The sequence below is a fragment of the Cellulosimicrobium sp. SH8 genome (genome assembly GCF_025818875.1).
Lineage (GTDB): Bacteria > Actinomycetota > Actinomycetes > Actinomycetales > Cellulomonadaceae > Cellulosimicrobium > Cellulosimicrobium cellulans_D.
The window spans coordinates 1-20,706 of the sequence record NZ_JAMXMH010000002.1; the positions used below are offsets into that span (position 1 = coordinate 1).

General features: G+C 74.0%; 23 protein-coding genes and 1 tRNA gene. 14 read left to right on the forward strand and 10 right to left on the reverse strand.

Annotated elements, in window-relative coordinates:
- Nucleotides 1-91: 91 nt before the first annotated feature.
- The 4 genes from NF338_RS02700 to NF338_RS02715 all read right to left on the reverse strand — a co-directional run bounded on the left by NF338_RS02700 (nucleotide 92) and on the right by NF338_RS02715 (nucleotide 3,173).
- Nucleotides 92-499, reverse strand: a complete 408-nt coding sequence (locus NF338_RS02700) for a hypothetical protein (RefSeq protein WP_264029386.1) — start codon at nucleotides 497-499, stop codon at nucleotides 92-94.
- Nucleotides 500-756: 257 nt separating this feature from the next.
- Nucleotides 757-829, reverse strand: a tRNA-Thr gene (locus NF338_RS02705).
- Between the two features lie 112 nt (nucleotides 830-941).
- Nucleotides 942-2,489 (reverse strand): alpha/beta hydrolase, encoded by a 1,548-nt coding sequence (locus NF338_RS02710; protein ID WP_264029387.1) that lies wholly within the window; start codon nucleotides 2,487-2,489, stop codon nucleotides 942-944.
- 90 nt (nucleotides 2,490-2,579) lie between these two features.
- Nucleotides 2,580-3,173, reverse strand: coding sequence for a hypothetical protein (locus tag NF338_RS02715; protein ID WP_264029388.1), 594 nt, complete (start codon nucleotides 3,171-3,173; stop codon nucleotides 2,580-2,582).
- A 129-nt stretch (nucleotides 3,174-3,302) separates the two neighbouring features.
- On the opposite strand from NF338_RS02715, the gene NF338_RS02720 reads away from it, so the two are divergent.
- Together NF338_RS02720 and NF338_RS02725 are read left to right on the forward strand one after the other, a co-directional pair.
- Entirely contained in the window at nucleotides 3,303-4,547 is a 1,245-nt protein-coding gene (locus NF338_RS02720; RefSeq protein WP_264029389.1) for a low temperature requirement protein A, read from the forward strand.
- A 150-nt stretch (nucleotides 4,548-4,697) separates the two neighbouring features.
- On the forward strand, nucleotides 4,698-5,072 hold the full coding sequence (locus tag NF338_RS02725; protein ID WP_087471101.1) for an SHOCT domain-containing protein: 375 nt from the start codon (nucleotides 4,698-4,700) through the stop codon (nucleotides 5,070-5,072).
- A 61-nt stretch (nucleotides 5,073-5,133) separates the two neighbouring features.
- Here the strand turns inward: NF338_RS02725 and NF338_RS02730 are convergent, their stop codons facing one another.
- Nucleotides 5,134-6,030 (reverse strand): NAD-dependent epimerase/dehydratase family protein, encoded by an 897-nt coding sequence (locus NF338_RS02730; protein WP_412845941.1) that lies wholly within the window; start codon nucleotides 6,028-6,030, stop codon nucleotides 5,134-5,136.
- Between the two features lie 101 nt (nucleotides 6,031-6,131).
- Between NF338_RS02730 and NF338_RS02735 the strand changes: the two genes are divergently transcribed.
- Nucleotides 6,132-6,575: a winged helix-turn-helix transcriptional regulator gene (locus NF338_RS02735; protein WP_412846126.1), complete on the forward strand. Its 444-nt coding sequence runs from the start codon at nucleotides 6,132-6,134 to the stop codon at nucleotides 6,573-6,575.
- Nucleotides 6,572-7,114, forward strand: a complete 543-nt coding sequence (locus NF338_RS02740) for a hypothetical protein (protein ID WP_264029391.1) — start codon at nucleotides 6,572-6,574, stop codon at nucleotides 7,112-7,114. Before NF338_RS02735 ends, NF338_RS02740 begins: the two co-directional genes overlap by 4 nt.
- 23 nt (nucleotides 7,115-7,137) lie before the next feature.
- Here the strand turns inward: NF338_RS02740 and NF338_RS02745 are convergent, their stop codons facing one another.
- Both NF338_RS02745 and tmk read right to left on the reverse strand, forming a co-directional pair.
- Nucleotides 7,138-8,274 (reverse strand): DNA polymerase III subunit delta', encoded by a 1,137-nt coding sequence (locus NF338_RS02745; RefSeq protein ID WP_264029392.1) that lies wholly within the window; start codon nucleotides 8,272-8,274, stop codon nucleotides 7,138-7,140.
- Nucleotides 8,271-9,026 (reverse strand): dTMP kinase, encoded by a 756-nt coding sequence (gene tmk, locus NF338_RS02750; RefSeq protein WP_264029393.1) that lies wholly within the window; start codon nucleotides 9,024-9,026, stop codon nucleotides 8,271-8,273. Before tmk ends, NF338_RS02745 begins: the two co-directional genes overlap by 4 nt.
- 53 nt (nucleotides 9,027-9,079) lie before the next feature.
- On the opposite strand from tmk, the gene NF338_RS02755 reads away from it, so the two are divergent.
- Nucleotides 9,080-9,790 (forward strand): HAD-IA family hydrolase, encoded by a 711-nt coding sequence (locus tag NF338_RS02755; protein ID WP_264029394.1) that lies wholly within the window; start codon nucleotides 9,080-9,082, stop codon nucleotides 9,788-9,790.
- An 87-nt stretch (nucleotides 9,791-9,877) separates the two neighbouring features.
- On the opposite strand, the gene NF338_RS02760 is transcribed toward NF338_RS02755, so the two are convergent.
- Nucleotides 9,878-10,393, reverse strand: coding sequence for a MarR family winged helix-turn-helix transcriptional regulator (locus NF338_RS02760; RefSeq protein ID WP_264029395.1), 516 nt, complete (start codon nucleotides 10,391-10,393; stop codon nucleotides 9,878-9,880).
- Nucleotides 10,394-10,483: 90 nt separating this feature from the next.
- Here NF338_RS02760 and NF338_RS02765 point away from each other — a divergent pair, with 90 nt between their 5' ends.
- The gene (locus NF338_RS02765; RefSeq protein ID WP_087471094.1) at nucleotides 10,484-10,714 is read left to right on the forward strand and encodes a hypothetical protein; all 231 of its coding nucleotides are present in this window, start codon (nucleotides 10,484-10,486) and stop codon (nucleotides 10,712-10,714) included.
- Nucleotides 10,715-10,726: 12 nt separating this feature from the next.
- On the opposite strand, the gene NF338_RS02770 is transcribed toward NF338_RS02765, so the two are convergent.
- Complete coding sequence (locus NF338_RS02770; RefSeq protein WP_264029396.1) at nucleotides 10,727-11,191, reverse strand: MarR family winged helix-turn-helix transcriptional regulator; 465 nt, start codon at nucleotides 11,189-11,191, stop codon at nucleotides 10,727-10,729.
- Between the two features lie 483 nt (nucleotides 11,192-11,674).
- Between NF338_RS02770 and NF338_RS02775 the strand changes: the two genes are divergently transcribed.
- The 6 genes from NF338_RS02775 (at nucleotide 11,675) to NF338_RS02800 (ending at nucleotide 15,940) form a co-directional block, all read left to right on the forward strand.
- A complete protein-coding gene (locus tag NF338_RS02775; protein ID WP_264029397.1) occupies nucleotides 11,675-11,965 on the forward strand; it encodes a hypothetical protein in 291 nt (96 codons plus the stop codon).
- 104 nt (nucleotides 11,966-12,069) lie between these two features.
- Nucleotides 12,070-12,723, forward strand: a complete 654-nt coding sequence (locus tag NF338_RS02780; protein WP_264029398.1) for a hypothetical protein — start codon at nucleotides 12,070-12,072, stop codon at nucleotides 12,721-12,723.
- 25 nt (nucleotides 12,724-12,748) lie between these two features.
- Nucleotides 12,749-13,141 carry a hypothetical protein gene (locus tag NF338_RS02785; protein ID WP_264029399.1) on the forward strand — a complete coding sequence of 131 codons (393 nt, stop codon included), beginning with the start codon at nucleotides 12,749-12,751 and terminating at the stop codon, nucleotides 13,139-13,141.
- A gap of 2 nt (nucleotides 13,142-13,143) precedes the next feature.
- Entirely contained in the window at nucleotides 13,144-14,172 is a 1,029-nt protein-coding gene (locus NF338_RS02790; RefSeq protein ID WP_264029400.1) for a peptidoglycan-binding domain-containing protein, read from the forward strand.
- Nucleotides 14,169-14,876 carry an ATP-binding cassette domain-containing protein gene (locus tag NF338_RS02795; RefSeq protein ID WP_264029401.1) on the forward strand — a complete coding sequence of 236 codons (708 nt, stop codon included), beginning with the start codon at nucleotides 14,169-14,171 and terminating at the stop codon, nucleotides 14,874-14,876. Before NF338_RS02790 ends, NF338_RS02795 begins: the two co-directional genes overlap by 4 nt.
- Nucleotides 14,873-15,940 carry a hypothetical protein gene (locus tag NF338_RS02800; RefSeq protein ID WP_264029402.1) on the forward strand — a complete coding sequence of 356 codons (1,068 nt, stop codon included), beginning with the start codon at nucleotides 14,873-14,875 and terminating at the stop codon, nucleotides 15,938-15,940. Before NF338_RS02795 ends, NF338_RS02800 begins: the two co-directional genes overlap by 4 nt.
- A gap of 19 nt (nucleotides 15,941-15,959) precedes the next feature.
- Here the strand turns inward: NF338_RS02800 and NF338_RS02805 are convergent, their stop codons facing one another.
- Nucleotides 15,960-17,042, reverse strand: a complete 1,083-nt coding sequence (locus NF338_RS02805; protein ID WP_087471087.1) for a Gfo/Idh/MocA family protein — start codon at nucleotides 17,040-17,042, stop codon at nucleotides 15,960-15,962.
- A gap of 137 nt (nucleotides 17,043-17,179) precedes the next feature.
- On the opposite strand from NF338_RS02805, the gene NF338_RS02810 reads away from it, so the two are divergent.
- Both NF338_RS02810 and NF338_RS02815 read left to right on the forward strand, forming a co-directional pair.
- The gene (locus NF338_RS02810; RefSeq protein ID WP_264029403.1) at nucleotides 17,180-18,046 is read left to right on the forward strand and encodes an ABC transporter ATP-binding protein; all 867 of its coding nucleotides are present in this window, start codon (nucleotides 17,180-17,182) and stop codon (nucleotides 18,044-18,046) included.
- Nucleotides 18,043-20,706, forward strand: coding sequence for an ABC transporter permease (locus NF338_RS02815; RefSeq protein ID WP_264029404.1), 2,664 nt, complete (start codon nucleotides 18,043-18,045; stop codon nucleotides 20,704-20,706). The genes NF338_RS02810 and NF338_RS02815 overlap by 4 nt, the downstream gene beginning before the upstream one ends.

A 20,706-nucleotide genomic window follows, 5' to 3' on the forward strand; every position in this document is an offset into this window, starting at 1 on the left:
ACCGGAGGCCTTCGTCATCCGGTAACCCGGCCCCGTGTCCTCGTCACGGGATCGGGACAACCTCCCTGGACATCACACCTAGGCCGTGTTGCTAGAGGTTGCTGGGGAAGAGCCGGATGTCCGACGCTGGAATGGCGACTCGTGCTCCGGGCATGCCGTCGGGTTGGGGACCCACCATCTCGAGCAGTGTGATCGCAGGCCCCGAGCGCAGAACAGCCACGCCGTCGCTCTCTACCCGTTCGATGACGCCATGCAGCGATCCCGGAGGCAGCTCTCCAGCAGCGGTTCCGATGACGACTTCCGCCCACCGACAGGGCGCGCAGTCGATCTCGACGTCGACGACGTCGCCCACAGCGGGCGCCGGGCCCCGCCAGGTTGCGCCGAACCTGCCAGCAGGCGAGTCGACGACAACGGTCTGCGACGAGCCGACATCGACAGACCGAACCTCGATCCGCAAACCCCGTCCTTCGTGTTGAAGCGTCCACCAAGTGTGCCTCATGGAGGAGATCCTCAGGGGCACGTACCCGTTCATCATCCGCTCCACCGAGCTCGGTGGCGGGCGCTCGCGCTGGGCCGCGCTGCTCGACCGCGCAGCCCGGACGTTCGGGCAGACCCTAGCCGCGTCGATCGGGTCCGCGCTCGTGTGGTCCGACGTCAACAGTCCGCGACGCGCACAGCTACACGGATTGCCACAGGAGCGACCCGCCTGAGGAACGCCGAAGGCCCGGAACCGTTGTGGTTCCGGGCCTTCCAGGGAGCCGCCTATCGGAATCGAACCGATGACCTATTCATTACGAGTGAATCGCTCTACCGACTGAGCTAAGGCGGCATGCTACGTCCCGGTCCGCTCCGCGAACCGCTGGCAACGAGCGCCTACTGTACCCAACGACCGGGCCAGATTCCAAAGCGGCCTCGTGGGCGGCCGTCAGGCACCCTCGGCGTCAGCAGCGCAGCCCGTCCTCGGGCACCGTCCCGTCCACGAGATAGGCGTCGACGGCGTCGCCCACGCACGCGTTGGAGCGGCCGTAGGCGGTGTGCCCCTCGCCCTCCCACGTGAGCAGGACGGCCGAGTCGAGCGTGTCCGCGAGGCCCTCGGCCCAGACGTACGGGGTGGCGGGGTCGTTGGTCGTCCCGATGACGACGATCGGCGCGGCGCCCTCGGCGTGCAGGTCGAACTCCTGCTCCGCCACGGGGTACGCCCAGCCGTCGCACGTGAGGCCGCCGAACGCGAAGAACGAGCCCATGGTGGGCGCGGCCTCCTCGAGGCGCTCGAGCTGGGCCTGCATCGCGTCGGGGTCGTCGTCCTGGCGCCCGTCGAGGCAGTTGACCGCGCGGAACGCCTCCGACGAGTTGGACGAGTACGTCCCGTCGGGGTTGCGGTCGTTGTAGAAGTCGGCCAGGTAGAGCAGCAGGTTGCCCGTGCCCTCCTCGAACGCCTCCGTGAGCGCCTGCGTGAGCACCGGCCAGCTCTGGTCGTTGTAGAGCGTGACGGCGACGCCGTAGAAGCCGAGCGTCTGCGTCACGCGGCGGTCGGAGTCGGTGGGCAGCGGGTTCGCCTTCGCGGCGTCGAGGAGCGAGCGGATCTGCCGCATCCCCGCGTCGGCGTCACCGCGCAGCGGGCACTCGCCCCCGGCCTGGCAGTCCTCGACGTAGGCGCGCAGGGCGTTCTCGAAGCCGACGGCCTGCTGCTCGGAGATCGTGTCGGGGTCGAGGCTCGTGTCGATCGCGCCGTCGAGCACGAGGCGCCCGACCTTGTCCGGGAACAGCCCCGCGTACGTCGCGCCGAGCTGCGTCCCGTAGGAGTAGCCGAGGTAGGCGAGCTTCTCGTCGCCGAGCACGGCCCGCAGCATGTCCATGTCGCGTGCGGCGCTCTGCGTGTCGACCTGGCCGAGCAGGTCGCCCGTGTTCTCGGCGCACGCGTCGGCCCAGGCGCGCCGGTCCTCCGCGAGCGCCTCGAGCCCCGCCTCGTCGGTGTCGAAGTCGCGGGACAGCGACTCGTCCTTCGCCGCGTCGTCGAGGCACACGACGGGCGAGGACTGGCCGACGCCCCGCGGGTCGAACCCGACGAGGTCGTACGCCGCGGTGACGCGCTCGCCGACCGTCGGGGCGAGGGTCGTGATGAAGTCGATCCCCGAGGCCCCGGGCCCGCCCGGGTTGGTGAGGAGCGACCCGATGCGCTCCCCCGTCGCGGGCTGCCGCTTGACCGCGAGCTCGATCTCGCCCGCCGCCGGGTCCTGCCACGAGAGCGGTGCGCGCGCGGTCGCGCACTCCCATCCCGCGCCGCAGTCCTCCCACGCGAGGCTCTGGCCGTAGAAGTCCTCGAAGCCCTCCGGCCCGGTCTCGCCCGTGCCGGACGCGGAGGCCGCGACGTCGTCCACGGGGGTCTGCTGCTTGGGCGGCACCGAGCACGCGCCCAGGACGAGGGCCAGCACGAGGGTCGCGGCGCCGGCCAGGGAACGTCGAGCAGCGCGGGAGGGGGGCGTCGTCACCCGCACACGGTAGCCGCTCCCCCGGCGCGCGCAGGACGGTCCCGCCGGGGCGGGACCGTCCTTTCACGCGCTCTTCACCGCAGGGGGTGACTACTCCTCGACCCAGGCCGACTCGCCGGTCGTGCCGTCCGCCGCGGGCGGGACGACGACGGTCCCGCGGTCGCCCAGCACGACGCTCACCTCGCCGCTCGCGTCGACGTCGTCGGGCACCCCGACCACCGAGGTGGCCGGCACGTAGTCCATCGTGCACGGCGTGTCCGGGGCGATCTCGACGAACGTCACGACGACGTCGCTGCCCTCGACCGCGGCGTCGTCCTCCGCGAGCACGGGACACGTGCTCGACCCGTACGTCACGACGAACAGCAGACCGGGCTCGGCGCTCCACGCGGCGCCCGTCCCGCCCTCGGTCGGCGCGTCGACGCCGGGCGGCAGGCCCATGCCGTGCGCGCCCGCCACGACGTCCATCGTCCCGGCGTCGGGCAGGCCCTCCTCGTCGGAGGCGTCGTCCGACGGCTCCTCGGACGCGTCGTCGCTCGGCTCGGTGGACTCCTCAGAGGCGGACGTGTCGTCCCCGCCGCCGTCGGTCTCCGAGGCGCACGCCCCCAGCAGGCCGACGGCGAGGACGAGCGAGAGCGCGGACGCGGTGCGAGCCGTCCGGGAGACGGGGCGGCGGACGGGGACCATGAGCACTCCTCGGTGGGCGACGGTGGCGCGACCATCGTGGGCCCTGGCGGGCGGTCGTGCGCGGCGAACCGCGACGCGCCGGGCGATCGTGACCGGACGGTGACCCGGCGCCGGTGGGAGCATCCCACCATGGACGCTCCGCTCCCGACGCCCGGCACCGGGCCCGCCCCTCTGCCCTGGGGACTGCGCACGGACCTCCGGCGGCACGGCGACGGCGGCGACTCGAGCCGCGTCGGCTACGTCGAGCTCTTCTTCGACCTCGTGTTCGTCTTCGCGGTCACGCAGCTCTCACACGGCCTCATCGCCCACCCGGGCGCGGAGACGCTCGCGCACACGCTCGTCCTGGGCGTGGCGGTGTGGTGGGTGTGGGTCTTCACGATGTGGGCCACCAACTGGCTCGACCCCGAGCGCGTCCCCGTGCGGGCGATGCTCGTCGTCCTCATGCTGCTCGGTCTCGTGCTCGCGAGCGCCATCCCCGAGGCGTTCGGCGACAAGGCCCTGCTGTTCGCGGTGATGCTCGTGACGATGCAGGTGGGGCGCAGCGCGTTCGTCCTGGTCGCCCTGGGCCGGGTTTGGCCGGAGAACGCGGTGAACTTCGTCCGCATCACCACGTGGTTCGTCGTCTCGGGCAGCCTGTGGATCGCGGGGGCGGTCGTCGAGGAGCACCGGCTCGTGCTGTGGGCCGTCGCGTGCGTGATCGACCTGGCGGGCCCGCGCGCGATGTTCTGGCTGCCGTGGCTCGGCGCGTCGCGTGCGAGCACGTGGGTCGTGCGGGGCGAGCACATGGCCGAGCGCGTGAGCCTGTTCGTCATCATCTGCCTGGGCGAGTCGATCATCGTCACGGGCGCGGCGTTCGCGGAGCTGCCGCTCGACGCGACGACCGTGTCCGCGTTCTGCTCCGCGTTCGCGAGCACGGTGCTCATGTGGCTGCTCTTCTTCGACCGCTCCGAGCGGCGCGCGACCGAGTACTTCACGTCGCGCGACGAGCGCGGCATGGTGGCGCAGACGGCGTACACGTACGTGCCGTTCGTCATCGTCGCCGGGATCGTGCTCACGGCGGTCGCGGACGAGCTGGTCCTGCTGCACCCGCTGGGTCATGACGGCGCGGGTCACGCGGACGCGTGGACCGCCGCGCTCGTGTGCGGGGCGGCGGCGACCTACCTGGTCGGCAACGCGCTGTTCCGCCGCGCGGCCGGCGGCCCGTGGTCCCTCCCGCACCTGCTCGGCGCCGCCGCGGTCGGCGCGCTCTACGCGACGCACCTCTGGCTCACGCCGCTCGCGCTCAACTGGGCCACCGACGGCATCCTCCTCGCCGTCATCGTCGGCGACGTCGTGCGGGCTCGTCGTCGGGTGGCGACAGCGGAACCCGGGTGATCCGCCCCGAGAGACGAGGTACGGCACCTTCGCGCGCTTCACCCGGCTTTCGCCGGGCGCGAACCCCCCATCGTCGCTAGGTTCGCCCTGTTGGTGCGCGGCAGCCGGCCGTGCTCCGGGTACGGGGATCCGTCGAGAAAGGGCGCGACCGTGGACTTCTGGGACTTCTTCTGGCTCCTCGTCTGGAGCTTCTTCTTCATCGCCTACCTCATCGTGCTCTTCCAGATCATCGCGGACCTGTTCCGTGACCGTGAGCTCTCGGGCTGGTGGAAGGCCGTGTGGATCATCTTCCTCATCTTCCTGCCGATCCTGACGTCGCTCGTCTACCTCATCGCCCGCGGGCGCGGGATGGCGGAGCGGCAGGCGGCGGCCGTCGTCCAGGCGAAGCAGGACACCGACGCGTACATCCGCCAGGTCGCGACCACGTCGCCGGCCGAGCAGATCACGCACGCCAAGTCGCTCCTCGACTCCGGGGCGATCACGCCCGAGGAGTTCGCGCAGCTCAAGGCGAAGGCGCTCGCCTGACAGACGTCGCACGACCGGCCCGTCTCACGTTCGAGGCACGACCCGGCGGCGTGAGCGTGCGTCAGGCGCGCGCCGCGGCCTCGGGCGCGTAGGAGCCGTTCTCCAGCTCCACGAGCAACGGCTCCCGGACCGGGTTCCACCCGAGCTCGGCCGAGCGCACGGCGCGCGTCTCCTGGTCCAGCAGCAACGCGTCCGCGAACGGTGCCCCGAACCGCTCGCGCGTCGCCTCCACCGACTGCGGCACGACGACGCCGCCCAGCCCCGCGGCCCGGCTCGCCGCCTCGGTGAGGGCCCGGACCGTCGGGTGCTCCGCCGTCGTCCCGAGCAGGTGGCCGCGCGCTCCCTGCTCCAGCGCGAGCGCGTAGAGCACCGCGAGGTCGTCGACGTGCACGACCGACCAGTGCTGCGCCCCGTCGCCCACGAGCGCGAGGCCCGTGCCCTCCGGGCCGTCCACGCGTGGCGCACCCGACACGAGCGCGGGGATGCCGCGGCCGTCCCCGTAGACGACACCCGGCGCGACGACCGACGCCACGACGTCCTGCGCGAGCAGCAGCTCCTCCACGGCGACGCGCCACGCGACGATCGAGGGCGGGTCGGTCGGCGAGCTCTCCGTGGCCGCGCCGCTGCCCCACTTCCACACCCCGCTCGTGTGCACGAACGGCCTGGTCGTCCCCCCGAACGCACGCGTGACCGCCTCGACGACCGCGCGGTCGAGGGTCTCGCTCGTCCCGTCGCCGGGCGCGGCGGCGTGGACCGCGCCGTCCGCGCGGTCGAGGACGGCGACGAGCGCGTCGGCGTCGTACGCGTCCACCTGGACCGGGGTCGCCCCGGCGTCGGCGACGGCCGCGGCGGACGCCTCGGAGCGCACGAGCGCGGTCACCTCGTGCCCGCGGCCGCGCAGCTCGCGCAGCACGGCCGACCCGACGAACCCGGTCCCCCCGGTGAGCAGCACCTGCATGTCGTACCTCCCTGTCGTGGCCGGTCGGCGACCGGTCCGGACGGCACGGTATCTCCCAGGTACTGGTGACTTCACCGTGCCATACTTCCCGCGTGGATACCATGGCGAGCCGACCACGCGGCACCGTCGCCGCGGGCGTCTCGCAGAGCGGACCACGCGGTGGGACCGACGGCGGGACGGGCCTCGGACCCGACGTGTTCTCCGCCGACTGCCCGAGCCGACTCGTCGTCGAGCGCATCGGCGACAAGTGGACGCTCCTCGTCTTCATGGCCCTGCGTCGGCGCGTCCTGCGCTTCGGTGAGCTGCGTGACCTCGTCGGCGTCGTCACGCCCAAGGTCCTCACGCAGACGCTGCGCTCGCTCGAGCGCGACGGCTTGGTCCAGCGCACCGTCTACGCCGAGGTTCCGCCGCGCGTCGAGTACGCGCTCACCGACCTCGGTCGGTCGCTCCTCGGCCCCATCGACGCGATCCGCGCCTGGTCCGAGGAGAACGGCGAGCGCATCGCCGCGTCACGGGCCGCCGCGAGCGACCGGGCCGGGGCGTGAACGCCAGCCGCCGGACCCGACCCCGGCAGCCGCGCCGGCAACCACCGCGCGACCCTCCCCTGCGCTGGTGGTCGGGACTCCTGCTCGCCGCGGTCCCGCTCGGGATCGGCGCCCTCCTGCTCCGTGCGTCGTGGGACGACCTCTCCGAGGGCGAGGAGCTCGTGCCGGCCCTCCTGGTGCTCGCGTTCCTGCTCGCGTTCACGGTCGGCGCCGTGTCGTTGACCGTGCCCCGGCGCATCGGCAACCGCGTCTACGCCGTCGCGAAGGTCCTCGTCACGGGCACGGTGACGCTCTTCTTCGGCTGGGTCGTGATCGGCGGCCTGCTCGCCCCGGAGCTCGTCGCCACCGGCTCGGGCAGCGGTCGCGCTCCGAGCACGCCCCTGGGTGCTCGGATCACCGCGGTCATCGCCGTGCTCGCCTTCGGGAGCGTCGCCGTCCAGGCCCTCGTCGACCGACGACGGCGCCGACGCCGCAGCCAGGGCGGAGGTGGCCGTGCGCCGCTCGGGAGCGGGCGGTTCTCCCGGAGCCGCCGCCGCTGACGAGGGGCCACCCCGCGGGCGGTTCAGCCCTGGGGACGCAGCGCGATGACCATCGCCTCGACCGCGAGCAGCGGCGCGACGTTACCCTCGAGCCGCTCGCGCGCGACACCGATCGCGTCCATCCGCCGCACGGTCTGCTCCGGCGTGGAGTCCTCGGCGAGCGAGCGCACCGCCTCGGCCAGCTCGACGTTGACGAGCTCGACCTCCGCCCCGAGCTGCACGACGAGCACGTCGCGGTAGAGGGAGAGCAGGTCGACCATCGCACGGTCGAGCACGTCGCGCTGGTGCCGGGTCGCGCGCCGTTTCTGGTCGGCCTCGAGATCGCGGAGCTGGGACCGCAGACGCGGCGGGAGGGTCTCGCCGTCGGCGACGCCGAGCGCGCGCAGCAGCTCCGCCTTCTCGGCCGCGTCGCGCTCCTCGGTCGCCGCCTTCGCCTCGGCCTGCGCGAGGTCCACGAGCTCCCCCGCCGCGAGCACCGCGTCGCCCACCCCACGGACGCGGCGTGCGAGCGAGAGCACCGACGTCCGTCGGTCGCGCGCCCCCGCGTCACGGGCCAGCCGGCGCGCGAGCCCGATGTGGCTCTGCGCAGCCCGGGCCGCGACGAGCGCGACGTGCTCGTCGACGCCGTCGCGCTGGACCAGCAGCCCGGCCACGGCCTCGACCGGGGGCACGCGCAGCACGACGCCACGGCACCGCGAGCGGATCGTCACGAGCACGTCCTGCGGGCTCGGCGCGCAGAGGATCCACACCGTGTGGGGGGCAGGCTCCTCGATCGCCTTGAGCAGCACGTTCGTGGTGCGCTCCGCCATGCGGTCGGCGTCCTCGACGACGATCACGCGACGCCGGCCCTGGGAAGGGCTGCGGCTCGCGACCGTCACAAGGTCACGCACCTCGTCGATCTTGATCGTCACGAGCTCCGTCGCGACGAGCGTGACGTCGGGGTGCGTGCCCGCGAGGGTGGTGCGGCACGCCTGGCAGTGCCCGCACCCGCCCTGCTCGCACTGCAGCGCGGCGGCGAACGCGCGCGCCGCGTTGGAGCGGCCGGAGCCCGGCGGGCCGGTGAGCAGCCACGCGTGCGTCATCGCCGCCGGGTCGGTCGCGGCGGTGCGGAGCAGCTCCACGGCCTGCTCCTGGCCGACGACGTCGTCCCAGACGGTCACGCCGCACCGCTCCCCGACGCCGGTCCCGCCGCGTCCCCCGTGCCAGGCTCGTACCCGATCGCGCTGTCGGTGTCGTCGAAGCCGTCGTCCGGGTCCGCGGCGACGGTGTCCTCCGCCTCCTCCACGACCGGCGTGAGCTCGAGCCGGGCCGCGACGTCGACGCGGATCTGCGCCTGGAGGTCGTCGACCGAGGCGGCGGCGTCGAGCACGACCCAGCGCTCCGGGTCCGCCGCGGCGCGCGCGAGGAAGGCGTCGCGCGTGCGGCGGTGGAACTCCGCCCCGGCGCGCTCCAGGCGGTCGTGCTGCCGCCGGATCCGCGCGGAAGCCGCTGCCGGGTCGAGGTCGAGCAGGATCGTGACGTCCGGCATGAGGTCCTGCACGGCCCAGCGCGAGATGAGCTCGACCTCGTCCGCGCCGAGCTCACGCCCGCCCGCCTGGTACGCGACGGAGGAGTCGAGGTAGCGGTCCGTCACGACGACCGCGCCGCGCTCGAGGGCGGGCCGCACGAGGCTCGCGACGTGGTGCGCGCGGTCCGCCGCGTAGATGAGAGCCTCCGTGCGCGGGTCCATGTCCTGCCCGTGGAGCACCGCGGCGCGCAGCTCCTTGCCGAGCTCGGTGCCGCCGGGCTCGCGCGTCAGCACGACCTCGCGCCCCGTGAGCTCGCCGAGCCACTGCCCGAGCAGGCGCGACTGGGTGGTCTTGCCCACGCCGTCGCCGCCCTCGAAGGAGATGAAGTACCCGGGTGCGCTCACGGCGTCCACCCTATCCGCGGCGTCGGACACGGGCCGCGGGCTAGCCTCGGGGCATGCCCGACCCCGCCGCCGCGCCCCGTCCCCTGCCCACCCCCGGCGTCGCGTTCGCCGGACGCACGTTCGACGCCGTGCTGTTCGACATGGACGGCACGCTCATCGACTCCGTCCCGGCGGTCGACCGGAACTGGCGGCGCTGGGCCGCGGAGCATGGCCTGCCCGACCCGGACGAGTTCCAGATCCAGCACGGCACCCCGGCACGCACGCTCATCGCCGAGCTCCTGCCGGAGGACCGGGTCGAGTCGGCCTACGAGCGCATCCACGCGCTCGAGCTCGAGGACAACGAGGGCGTGACGATCCTGCCCGGCACGCGGGACGCGCTGGCCGTCCTCCCTCCCGGACGGCAGGCGATCGTCACGTCCTGCACCCGCCCGCTCGCCGCGGCACGCATGGCGGCGTCGGGTCTCGACGCGCCGTCGGTCGTGGTGACGGCCGACGACGTCGCGCGCGGCAAGCCCGACCCGGACCCGTTCCTGCTCGGCGCGGAGCGCCTCGGCGTGGACCCGGCCCGCTGCCTCGTCGTCGAGGACGCCCCGGCGGGGATCGCCTCGGCGCGCGCCGCGGGCTGCACGACGCTCGCCGTGACCGGCACCCACTCGGCCGACGAGCTCGCGGCGGTGTCCCCGGCGCCGGACGCCCTGGCGACGGGCCTCGCGGCGGTCCGCTTCGTCGTGGACTCCGACGGCGTCCGCGTCACCGACGCCTGACCACCCCGCCGAACAGGGGGTTGTCTCCCACCCTCGTCCCCTGACGAGCCACCACCGCATGCTCGTCAGGCTGCAGACGCACGTTCGTCAGTAGACGCCGGCGCGCAGCGCCGCGGCCACGACCTTCGACGCCGCGGCGTGGACCTCGGCGAGCTCGTCGAGGCTGAGCCCCGTGGCCGCGACGATCGACGGCGGGATGCCCTCGGCGTCCTGGCGGCGCGCGCGCCCCTCGGCGGTGAGGGTCACGCGGACCTGCCGACCGTCGTCGGGCGAGCGCGACCGGCGCACGTAGCCGAGCGCCTCGAGCCGCTTGAGGAGCGGCGACAGCGTGCCGGCGTCGAGGTGCAGCCGCGCGGCGAGGTCGCCGACGGTCGAGGTGGTCCCCGCGGCGTCGTCCTGCCAGAGCGCGAGGAGCACGAGGTACTGCGGGTGCGTGATGCCGAGCGGCTCGAGCAGGGGGCGGTACAGCGCGACCATGCCGCGCGCGCCCGCGGAGAGCGCGAAGCAGACCTGCGCCTCGAGCGCGAGGGGGTCGGCGAACAGCGTGCCCGCGCCCCGCGCGACCGCCCCGTCGACCGTCCCGTCGAACTCGTCACCCGCCATGGCGCCATGGTACCGAGGTTCGCGCTATTCTTGGCACACCAATGATTGGTGCACCAAGCATCTGACGAGACCTTACAGCGGAGGACGACCGTGGCGCGGAAGAAGGACAGGCGCACGCTCGGCATGCGCATCACCGAGGGCTTCCTCCCGATCTTCGGCCCCGCCCAGGTCGGCCGCCAGGACGCCGACGGGCGCGGGATCTCCGACGCCGAGCGCGAGCGCGACCAGGAGCTGCGGACCCGCTTCGAGCGCGTGACCGGCCCCGACGGCCGCAGCTACGTCGTCGAGCACGACGAGGGATCGACACCCGCCGGACGGTGACGCCCGCGGGGGTTACGCAGACCCCGCCTCCTCGACGGCAGCGACCATCCTCGACGCCAGCTCGAGCGCCCCGTCGAGCTCGTCCCCGCCGAGCCCTGTCGCCGCGGCGATCGCGGACGGCAGGTCCTCCACGGCGCCCCGGAGCTCGTTGCCGCGCGCCGTGAGCAGCACCTCGACGACCCGCGCGTCGTCCGTGGAACGCACCCGACGCAGGTAGCCCGCCCCCTCGAGCCGCTTGAGCAGCGGCGAGAGCGTGGCCGGGTCGAGCCGCAGCCGGTCGGCGAGGCTCGTCACGGTCGCACGTTCCGACACCCTGGCCCCCTGCCACAGCGCGAGCATCACGAGGTACTGCGGATGCGTCATCCCGAGCGGTTCGAGGTGCGGACGATACAGCGCGACCAGCCCCCGAGCCGCGACCGAGAGGACGAAACACAGCTGAGCCTCGAGCTCGAGCGGGTCTTTCGTCTCTGCGCTCACGAAGCAGGACGATAGCGCACCGTCGAGCACATTTCTTAGTGCACAAACAATTCGCACCCAGAAGAATTCTCGATCATTGTCCCTCCATCGAGCACGACCAGGGAATTCCGACAGGATTCCCAGCCGGGTTCCAGGTTCGGCACCTAGCGTCGTCGCCACAGCGCAATAGATCGAGATGCAGGGGGCAACTCGTGATTCAGCACGCGACCCATCGCCGGCGGCGACCAGGGAATCCTCGTCAGGCCTTTGACCTGCGACGACACGGTCCGGAGCGGCGCCGATCCCCGCTCTCGCGCGACGACGGCACGGCGGGGACGCACCCGAGCGCGCGGCACCTCCCCTCGGATGAACGCCGTTCTTCATCTATTGAATTCCCAATCATCTCGGGCTCTGAGATGCCCATTGTCTCCTCGCACATTGTCCGCACATGCTTTGTGTGCCGTGCCGACCTGGCCGGCAGAAATCACCAAGCAAGGGGACATCATGAAGCAGGGAGCAAAGCGTTCCGTGGCGACGGGCATCACCGCCGTCGCGCTGACCGCCGGCCTGGCCCTCACGGGCACGGCGGCCTCGGCGGCCGGGTACTACACGCTGCACGCCGCCTCGGACTACTCGAGGGCGACGACCACCACGAACAACGGCTGGGACGGCCGGTCCTACGCCCAGCACGGCAACCGTTCCGCCCTGTCCGCGTGGTACTCCGCGTCCTCGTACGCGTGGGCGGACTCGGGCACGTCGTCGAGCTACGCCGCCCAGGTGTGGTTCCGCTACTGACCGCAGCGATCACGGGTGGGGGTGCCTCCTCGCGCCCCCACCCGTGGTGTGTCCGGACTCGTTCGTACCGACCTCCCTGGAGCTGATGTCCCGTGTCACGAAGCGTGCGCACCCGCACGAACCGCCTCATCACCGCGCTGTGCCTCGTCGGCGGCGCGGCCCTCGGGCTCGGTGCCTGCAGCACCGCCACGGAGCCGGACGACACGCCGACCGCAGGCGAGAAGATCGCCGGCAGCCTCGTCGCGCTCTTCGAGCAACGGCTCGAGAACCCCAACCTCTCCGACTTCGAGCGCGACGTCTTCGAGCGCGCCGTCGAGACCGGGCGCATCGACCCCGCCGACTACGAGGAGGCCTTCCAGCGGTACGAGGCCTGCATGAGCGACCTCGGCTACCAGGACACCTGGGTCATGGGACCTGACGGCATCTACCAGATCACCCCGCCCCAGTCCGTCATCACCGGCGGCCAGGCCGCGCTCGACGAGTACGGGGAACGTGGCACCGACTGCGCCGACGGCACGACCATGCGCATCGAGGCCACCTACGGGCAGCAGCAGAACAACCCGAACCTGCTCGCCGACCCCCGCGAGATCGCCATCGAGTGCCTCCAGGGCCTCGGCGCCGTCCCGGAGGACTACTCCCCCGACGACCTCGAGCGCGAGCTCGGCGGCGACGTGTCGGCGGCGACCTTCGACCCGACCGACCCCGAGCAGAACCAGTGCCTGCGCGGCGCCGGGTTCACCCTCGCCGTCGGACCGTAGACCCCCCACCACCGGAAGGACGATCATGAAGCGCACCACGACACTCCTGGCCGCACTCACGAGCGTGACGCTGCTCCTGGCAGCCTGCACGTCGACGACGTCGGAGGAGCCGCCGCCCACCGCCGAGTCATCCGCCGACCAGGGCACGGACGACGGTGCCGGCGGCGGGAACGCTGGAGGGGGGAACGACGCGCCGCCCGCCTCCGGCGAGGCCGACCAGGCCACCCAGGACTACCTCGACTGCCTGCTCGACCACGGGGTGGACGCGATCATCGACGGCGAGGGGAACATCGCCCTCGGCGCCGGGGACCAGGGCAGCGTGTCCGCCGGCGACTCCACGAGCGCCTCCGACGAGGCCCAGGCGGAGTGCGCGAAGGCAGTTCCCGAGTACGTCGCGCCGAACTACGACGAGCAGTAGACGTGGCCGGGATCCGACGCTCGTCCGCGGTGCTGCTGACCAGCATCGCGGTCGGCGCCCTGGGGGTGGGAGCGGGTTTGTTCCTCGCTCCGCCCCAGGTGCCCGACGAGCTCACCGCGGCGAGCGACGAGCGCTCCTCCCCGGTGGCGCCGCAGCAGTTCGACGACGACCGGACCGTCAACGTCACGCTGCACGTGTCGGAGCCCCTGGCCCTCCGCAGCGCCGCGACCGGCACGGTGACGGAGGCGTTCGCCGCCCCGGGGCAGGAGATCGCCTCCGGGGCGACGATCTTCGACGTCGACAGCGAGCCCGTCGTGGCGCTGCACACGACCGTCCCCCTCTATCGCGACCTGACGCAGGGCGCCCGGGGCATCGACGTGCAGGCCCTGCAGGACGAGCTGGTGCGGCTCGGCTACACGGTCGACACCACGGGCTACTACGGGCGCGGCACGACGGCGGCCGTCAAGGAGCTCCAGAAGCGGGCGGGCGCGACGAAGCCGACCGGGAGCCTCGCGCTCTCCCACGTCATGTGGCTCCCCGCGCCGAGCGTCGTTCCCGAGACCTGGACGGCGACGCTCGGCACCCTGCTCGGCGGCGGCGACGTCGGCACCACCCCGGCCGCGCTGACGAGCGTCAGCATCGACGAGGTCCCGAACGGGCTCGCCCCCGGGCCGCGCACGCTCACGCTCTTCGGCAGCACGACCGTGCTCGACGACTCCGGGACGGCGACCGACCCCGCGTTCCTCGCGGCAGCCGCCGCCACGCCGGACTACCGGGCGACGCGTGCCTCGGACTCCCCGGACACCGCACCGGCCACGACGCAGCTCGCCGAGCCCCTCGCCGCCCTGCGCGTCCCGCCGTCGGCCGTCTTCGCGGTCCAGGGCACGTCGGCGTGCATCCAGTCCGACGGCGTCGCCCGGCCCGTGACGATCGTGGGGTCCGGCCTCGGCGCGAGCCTCGTGACCGTCGAGGGTGAGGCGCCGACCACCGTGGACGTCGGCGACGCGATCACCGCGGACGGCTGCGGATGAGCGCGACGCGCAGCACACGACCGGGCGTCGGGCCCGACGCCCGGCCCGATGCTGAGGCCCCGGCCGGCCGCCGCGCGCGGGAGGTGCGCGTCGAAGGCCTGGGGCACCGGTTCCCGGGCACGCCGATGCTGTTCGAGGACCTCGACCTCCGCCTCTCTCCGGGCGAGGTCGTCGGCCTGTGCGGCCCCTCGGGCTGCGGGAAGTCGACGCTCCTGTCGATCCTCGCCGGCTGGGAGACCCCGACGGCGGGCACCCTCACGAAGATCGGGATCGAACGGACGGGCTGGGTGTTCCAGAACCCGTACGGCGTCCCCCGACGGTCGGCGCTCGACCACGTGGCCTTCCCCCTCGTCGCCCGCGGCCAGACCCGCCGAGCGGCATCGGCCGAGGCGCTCGGGGTGCTGCGGATGTTCGACCTGGAGCACGCCGCCGACCGGCCGTTCTCCGCGCTCTCGGGCGGCGAGGCGCAGCGGCTCATGCTCGCGCGTGCGGTCTGCACCGCCCCGGACCTGCTGCTCGTCGACGAGCCGACCGCGCAGCTCGACACCCGGACCGCGGCGACCGTCAACGCGACGCTCGGCAACATCGCCGCCGGAGGGTCGATCGTCGTGATCGCGACCCACGACCCGGACACCCGTGCGGCGTGCGACCGCGTGGTCGACCTGGTCCGCCTCGTCCACGACCCGGTGGTGGGACAGCCGTGAGACTCTCCACGATCCTCTCCGAGGTCGCCCGCAACCTGGCCACGGGGACGACCCGCGCCGTCGGGCTCGCGCTCGCCCTGGGCGTCGCGGCGGGGGCGCTCGCCGCGCTCGACGCCTCGACGATCGTCGGCATGGAGCACGACGCGGCGCGGTACCGCTCCGCGGCCGCCGACGTGCGCACGGTGAGCGCACCGGGCCTGGTCGACCCGCAGGCGTGCGACGCGCTCGGTGGGTCGACCTCCGTGCAGGACGCGGGGGCGCTGGTCCCGACGACGCCCGTCGTCCCGTCCGCGACCCCGGCCAGCCCGCTGCAGTCGTTCGCGGTCACGCCGTCCCTGGCGGGCGTCCTCGCCGTGCGCTCGCCGCTGCCCGAGGGCGTGTGGATGTCCGACCAGCTCGCGGAGCGACTGGGGCTCGCCCGGGGAGCGACGCTCGAGACCCACGACGGGCCGCTCGTGCTCGCCGGCACGTTCGCGTGGCCCGACGACGGCCGCGACGGCCGCCTGGGCTTCGCGGTCCTCCGACCCACCGTGACGAACGCCCGGTTCGAGGAGTGCTGGGCAGCCGCCTGGCCGACGACGCCCGCCGTCGAGGACCTGCTCCGAGGCGTCGTCGACGTCCAGCCGCAGAGCACCGAAGCCATCACCGTCGGCCAGGTGAACCGTTCCCTCGGTGCGGCCTACGACGCGCACGCCACGTACGTCGCCCGACCGACCCGGTACGCCGTCGCGGCGTGCGCGGTCCTCGGCCTCGTCCTCGGCTACGCGAGCGTGCGACGACGTCGCCTCGAGCACGCGGGCGCGCTCCACGCCGGGCAGTCGCGCTCCGCGCAGCTCGCGACGTCGTCGCTCGAGACCGTCGTCTGGGCGGCGGTCGGGACCGCGGTGAGCGTGGTCGGGCTCCGCGTGGTCGTCGCCCGGGTCGGGGCGATGGACCCGACCGCGGTGTTCGACGTCGTGGTCCGCGGCCCGGTGCTCGGCGCCCTGTGCGCCGTGGTCGGGGCGACGGTCGCCGCCTGCCTCGTCCGCGAGCAGCACCTCTTCCGCTACTTCAAGGACCGGTGACGACCTGCGTCGGGTGGTCTCACTCCCCGGGGTAGACGACCCCGACCTGGCGACGGACCTCGTCGAGCGTGCGCATGACCTCGAGCGTCGAGTCCCACGACATGCGCGGGCTCTGCGTCTCCCCCGCGGCGACGCGGCGCGCGACCTCGGCCGCCTGGTACTGCTTGCCCTCACCCGTGAAGCCGTCGTAGTACCAGGACGAGCCGTCGTGCCGGACCACGCGGAACGACGTCGGCGCGTAGAACGCGCCCTCGACCTCGATGCGCCCCGCGGTCCCCGAGATCACGGCCGTCGTCGCGGTGCGCGACCACAGCGTCGTCGACAGCGTGGCCTGGGTGTCGCCGTAGCCGAGCGTGATGCTCACCTGCCCGTCCACGCCCGTCTCCGTGAGCGAGCCCACCGCGGTGACCGAGGACGGCACGCCCAGCAGGTCGTGCGCGAACGACACCGGGTACACGCCCAGGTCGAGCAGCGCGCCGCCCGCGAGCTCCGGCGCGTAGAGCCGGTGCTCCGGGTCGAACGCGAACCACTGCCCGTGGTCGGCGCTGAGGTTGACGACGTCGCCGATCTCCCCGCGCGCGATCACCCCGCGCAGCGCGGCGACGTGCGGCAGGAACCGCGTCCACATGGCCTCCATGACGAACACGCCCGCCTCGCGCGCGGCGTCGAGCACCTCGACCGCCTCGGCCTCGTTGCGCGTGAAGGCCTTCTCGACGAGCACGTGCTTGCCCGCGGCGATGGCGAGCAGCGCGTGCTCGCGGTGGTGGGAGTGCGGCGTCGCGACGTACACGACGTCGACCTGCGGGTCCTCCACGAGCTCCTCGTAGCCGTGGTGCGTCGTCGGGACGCCGTGCGCGGTGGCGAAGCGCTCCGCGCGCACGCGGTCGCGCGAGCCGACCGAGGCGACGCGACCCTGCGTGTGCAGGCGCACGGCCTCCGCGAACGACGACGCGATCCCGCCCGCCCCGAGGATGCCCCAGCGGATCGGCGGCGCGCTGCGCGGGTCGAGGACCGTGCCGGTGACGTCGGCGGAGAGGTCGGGGACAGGGTGGACGGCGAGCTGTGCCGAGTTCTCGGCAGCCGCCTGGGCGTCGATGCTCATGGCCCCACGCTATCCCGGTGGGATCGCTCCCACGGCGCGGTGTCCACGGCACGTCGGGGCGACGTCCTGCGCCGCGGGACGGCATCTCCCCCGCGCGGGTGGTGCGGCGCGCTCCCCGTCGCGCCACGATGGGGACCATGACGTCCCCCGCGCCCCGGACCGACGCGCCGACCGACACCCCCGACGCGCCCGAGGCGCGCGCGAGCGCGCGCGACCTCGTCAAGGTCTACGGGTCCGGCCCGACGGCGGTGCGCGCGCTCGACGGCGTCGACGTCGACTTCGCGCGCGGGCGGCTCACCGCGATCATGGGGCCGTCCGGCTCGGGCAAGTCGACCCTCATGCACTGCCTGGCGGGCCTGGACTCGCCGACCTCCGGGAGCGTCGTGATCGACGGGCAGGAGATCAGCCGGATGTCGCAGCGGCGCCTCACGGCGCTGCGCCGCACGCGCGTCGGGTTCGTCTTCCAGGCGTACAACCTCGTCCCCACGCTCACCGCGGCGGAGAACATCACGCTCCCGCTCGACATCGCGCGCACGCACGTGGACCGGGCCTGGTTCGACGAGGTCGTCGACTCCGTCGGGCTGCGCGACCGCCTGCACCACCGCCCGTCCGAGCTGTCCGGCGGGCAGCAGCAGCGCGTCGCGTGCGCGCGGGCGCTCGTCTCGCGGCCGTCGATCGTGTTCGCCGACGAGCCGACCGGCAACCTCGACTCCCGGTCCGCGGGCGAGGTGCTCGCGTTCCTCCGGCGGTCCGTCGACGAGCTCGACCAGACCGTCGTCATGGTCACGCACGACCCGCGCGCCGCGTCGTACGCGCACCGCGTCGTGTTCCTCGCCGACGGCCGCCTCGCGGGCGAGCTGCACGACCCGTCGCAGCAGGACATCCTCGACGCCCTCGCGCTCGCCGCGGGCGACGGCGCCCCGCCCGCCGGGCCGGCCGGACCCGCGGGCGGCGCGTCCGTGGCTCCGGCCGGGCGCCACGCCGCGCCGGTCGACCCGGCATGATCCGCGTCGCGCTGCGGGGCGTGCGGGCGCACGTCGTGCGGTTCGTGCTCTCGGTGCTCGCCGTGACGCTCGGCGTCGCGTTCGTCGTGGGCACGTTCGCGTTCCGCGGCATGCTCTCCTCCACGTTCGACGACATCATCGCGACGACCCTCACCGCCGACGTCTACGTGCGCGGGTCGCAGGAGGTCACCGGGGACGCGACGGGCCCGGGCGGCGGGGGCGGGAACGGGTTCGCGGGCGACCGCACGCTCGTCCCTGCGGACCTCGCCGCGGACGTCGAGGCCGTCGACGGCGTCGCGCGCGCCGTGCCGGACGTGTCCGGGCCGGTCGTGCTCGTCGCCGCCGACGGGACCGCCGTCGTGACGACGGGACCGCCCAGCACGGCCTTCTCGATCGACCCCGAGGACCCGAGCCTCACCCTGCTCGACGGCGCGTGGCCCGGACCCGGCGAGATCGTGCTCGAGCAGAGCGCGGCGGAGACGGCGGGACTGTCGACCGGTGACGCGACGACGGTCGTGCTGGGCGGCGAGCCCACGCCCGTGACCGTGTCCGGGATATTCGGGATCGAGGCCGCCGCGGCGGGCGCGGTGCTCGTCGGGATCGACGGGGAGACGGCGCGCGAGGCGTTCGCGCCCGACGGGATGGTGCCGCAGCTCTCGGTCTGGGCGTCCCCGACGTCGGGGGCCGTCGACGAGGACGCGCTCGCGCAGCGCGTCGGGGGCGTGCTGCCCGACGGCGCCGAGGCCGTGACGGGCGAGCAGGCGCGTGCCGAGGCGAGCGAGGCCGTCGAGGAGGTGCTCGGGTTCGTCGAGACGTTCCTGCTCGTGTTCGCGGCGATCGCGCTGTTCGTCGGGGCGTTCATCATCGCGAACACGTTCGCCATGTCGGTGCGCGAGCGGCTGCGCGAGCTCGCGCTCCTGCGCGCGCTCGGCGCGTCGCCGGGCCAGGTGTTCACCTCGGTGCTCGTGCAGGCGGTCGTCGTCGGGCTCGTCGGCGGCGGGCTCGGCGTCCTCGCCGGCGCGGGGCTCGTACGCGTCATCCGGTGGGGCCTCGCCCTGGCCGGCATGGAGTTCTCCGGCCGCGTGCCGCTCGGCGCACCGCAGGTCGTCGCCGCCGTCGGGCTCGGGGCGGTCGTCAGCCTGCTCGCCGCGGTCCTGCCCGCGCGGCGCGCCGCCGCGATCCCGCCCGTCCAGGCGATGCGCGACGACGTCGCCCCGGACCGCGGGACCGGCGTCCGGGCCGTCGGCGGGGTCGTGCTCGTCGCGGCGGGCGCCGGGGTGCTGTGGCTCGCCGCGTTCCTCGGCTCGTCGGTCGCCGACGCCCCGACCGGGTGGGCCTGGGTCGACGACCTCAGCCCGCGCGTGCTGCTCGGCGTCGGTGCCGGGCTCGTGCTCGTCGGCGTGCTCGTCGGCTCCCCGGCGGTCGCGCGCGGCGTGCTCACCGTGCTCGCGTGGCCGCTCGTCGTCGCGCTGCGGCCGCTCGGCCGCCTCGCGCGCGGCAACGTGACACGCAACCCGCGCCGCACCGCGAGCACCGCGGGCGCCCTGCTCATCGGCATGGCGCTCGTGTCCGTCACCGGGGTCATCGCCGCATCGACCCAGGCGTCCGTGCGCAGCATCGTGGAGAACGAGGTGCGCGCCGACCTCGTCGTCGACTCCGCGACGCTCGTCGTGCCGGAGGGTGCCGTCGAGGCGGTGACCGCGACCCCGGGCGCCGCCGTCGTCGACACCGTGCGGCTCGGGCTGGCACCCGTCGCGACCGTCGGCACCTCCGGGAGCGGGTCGTCCGGGTCTGACGACGGGTCGGGCGGCGGCGAGGCCCGCGGGACGGACGTGGCCGGCGTGCCCGCCGGCTTCTTCGACACCGCCCTCGACCCCGTGGCGCTCGCGGGAGACCCGACGGCGACGCTCGAGGCAGGGGACGCCGTCGTGCACCGGCGTACCGCGCGCGAGCGCGGCTGGGAGGTGGGCGACACGCTGCGCCTCGGCGAGGGCGCGACCGCGGTCGAGGCGCGCGTGGGGGCGGTGATCGACAGCCAGCTCGTCGGGACGGGGATCCTCGTGCGCGACGACGTGTTCGACGCCGTCGTGCCGGCCGCCCAGGCGAGCGTGCGGATCGTCTACGTGTCCGCGGCGGAGGGGGCAACGCCGGCCGAGGTCGAGGACCTCCGCTCGGCGCTGACGACCGCCGTCGAGCCGTTCCTCGTGGTCACCGTGCTCGACCGCGAGGACACGGCGTCCGCGTTCGCCGACCAGGTGAACCAGGTGCTCGTCATCCTCTACGCGCTGCTCGCGCTGTCGATCGTCATCGCGCTGCTCGGCATCGTCAACACGCTCGCGCTGTCGATCATCGAGCGCACGCGCGAGATCGGGCTGCTGCGCGCCGTCGGGCTCGGCCGCCTCCAGCTCGCCGGCGTCATCGCGATCGAGTCGGTGCTCACCGCGGTCTACGGGACGGTGCTGGGCGTCGCCACGGGCATCGGGATCGGCGCCGCGCTGCCCGGCGTCCTGGCCGACGAGGGCCTGAGCACGCTCGCCGTCCCGTGGGGTCAGGTCCTCGCGATCCTCGGCGTCGCCGTCGTGATCGGCCTCGTCGCGAGCGTGTGGCCCGCGATCCGCGCCGCCCGCCTCCCCGTCCTCGACGCGGTCACGGTCGACTGA

Excerpts from the sequence above, each read along its gene's own strand:
- NF338_RS02700 (WP_264029386.1), bottom strand. The coding sequence starts at position 499 with ATGAGGCACACTTGGTGGACGCTTCAACACGAAGGACGGGGTTTGCGG.
- NF338_RS02715 (WP_264029388.1), bottom strand. The coding sequence starts at position 3,173 with ATGGTCCCCGTCCGCCGCCCCGTCTCCCGGACGGCTCGCACCGCGTCC.
- NF338_RS02720 (WP_264029389.1), top strand. The coding sequence starts at position 3,303 with ATGGACGCTCCGCTCCCGACGCCCGGCACCGGGCCCGCCCCTCTGCCC.
- NF338_RS02730 (WP_412845941.1), bottom strand. The coding sequence starts at position 6,030 with ATGCAGGTGCTGCTCACCGGGGGGACCGGGTTCGTCGGGTCGGCCGTG.
- NF338_RS02735 (WP_412846126.1), top strand. The coding sequence starts at position 6,132 with ATGGCGAGCCGACCACGCGGCACCGTCGCCGCGGGCGTCTCGCAGAGC.
- NF338_RS02755 (WP_264029394.1), top strand. The coding sequence starts at position 9,080 with ATGCCCGACCCCGCCGCCGCGCCCCGTCCCCTGCCCACCCCCGGCGTC.
- NF338_RS02760 (WP_264029395.1), bottom strand. The coding sequence starts at position 10,393 with ATGGCGGGTGACGAGTTCGACGGGACGGTCGACGGGGCGGTCGCGCGG.
- NF338_RS02775 (WP_264029397.1), top strand. The coding sequence starts at position 11,675 with ATGAAGCAGGGAGCAAAGCGTTCCGTGGCGACGGGCATCACCGCCGTC.
- NF338_RS02785 (WP_264029399.1), top strand. The coding sequence starts at position 12,749 with ATGAAGCGCACCACGACACTCCTGGCCGCACTCACGAGCGTGACGCTG.
- NF338_RS02795 (WP_264029401.1), top strand. The coding sequence starts at position 14,169 with ATGAGCGCGACGCGCAGCACACGACCGGGCGTCGGGCCCGACGCCCGG.
- NF338_RS02805 (WP_087471087.1), bottom strand. The coding sequence starts at position 17,042 with ATGAGCATCGACGCCCAGGCGGCTGCCGAGAACTCGGCACAGCTCGCC.
- NF338_RS02810 (WP_264029403.1), top strand. The coding sequence starts at position 17,180 with ATGACGTCCCCCGCGCCCCGGACCGACGCGCCGACCGACACCCCCGAC.
- NF338_RS02815 (WP_264029404.1), top strand. The coding sequence starts at position 18,043 with ATGATCCGCGTCGCGCTGCGGGGCGTGCGGGCGCACGTCGTGCGGTTC.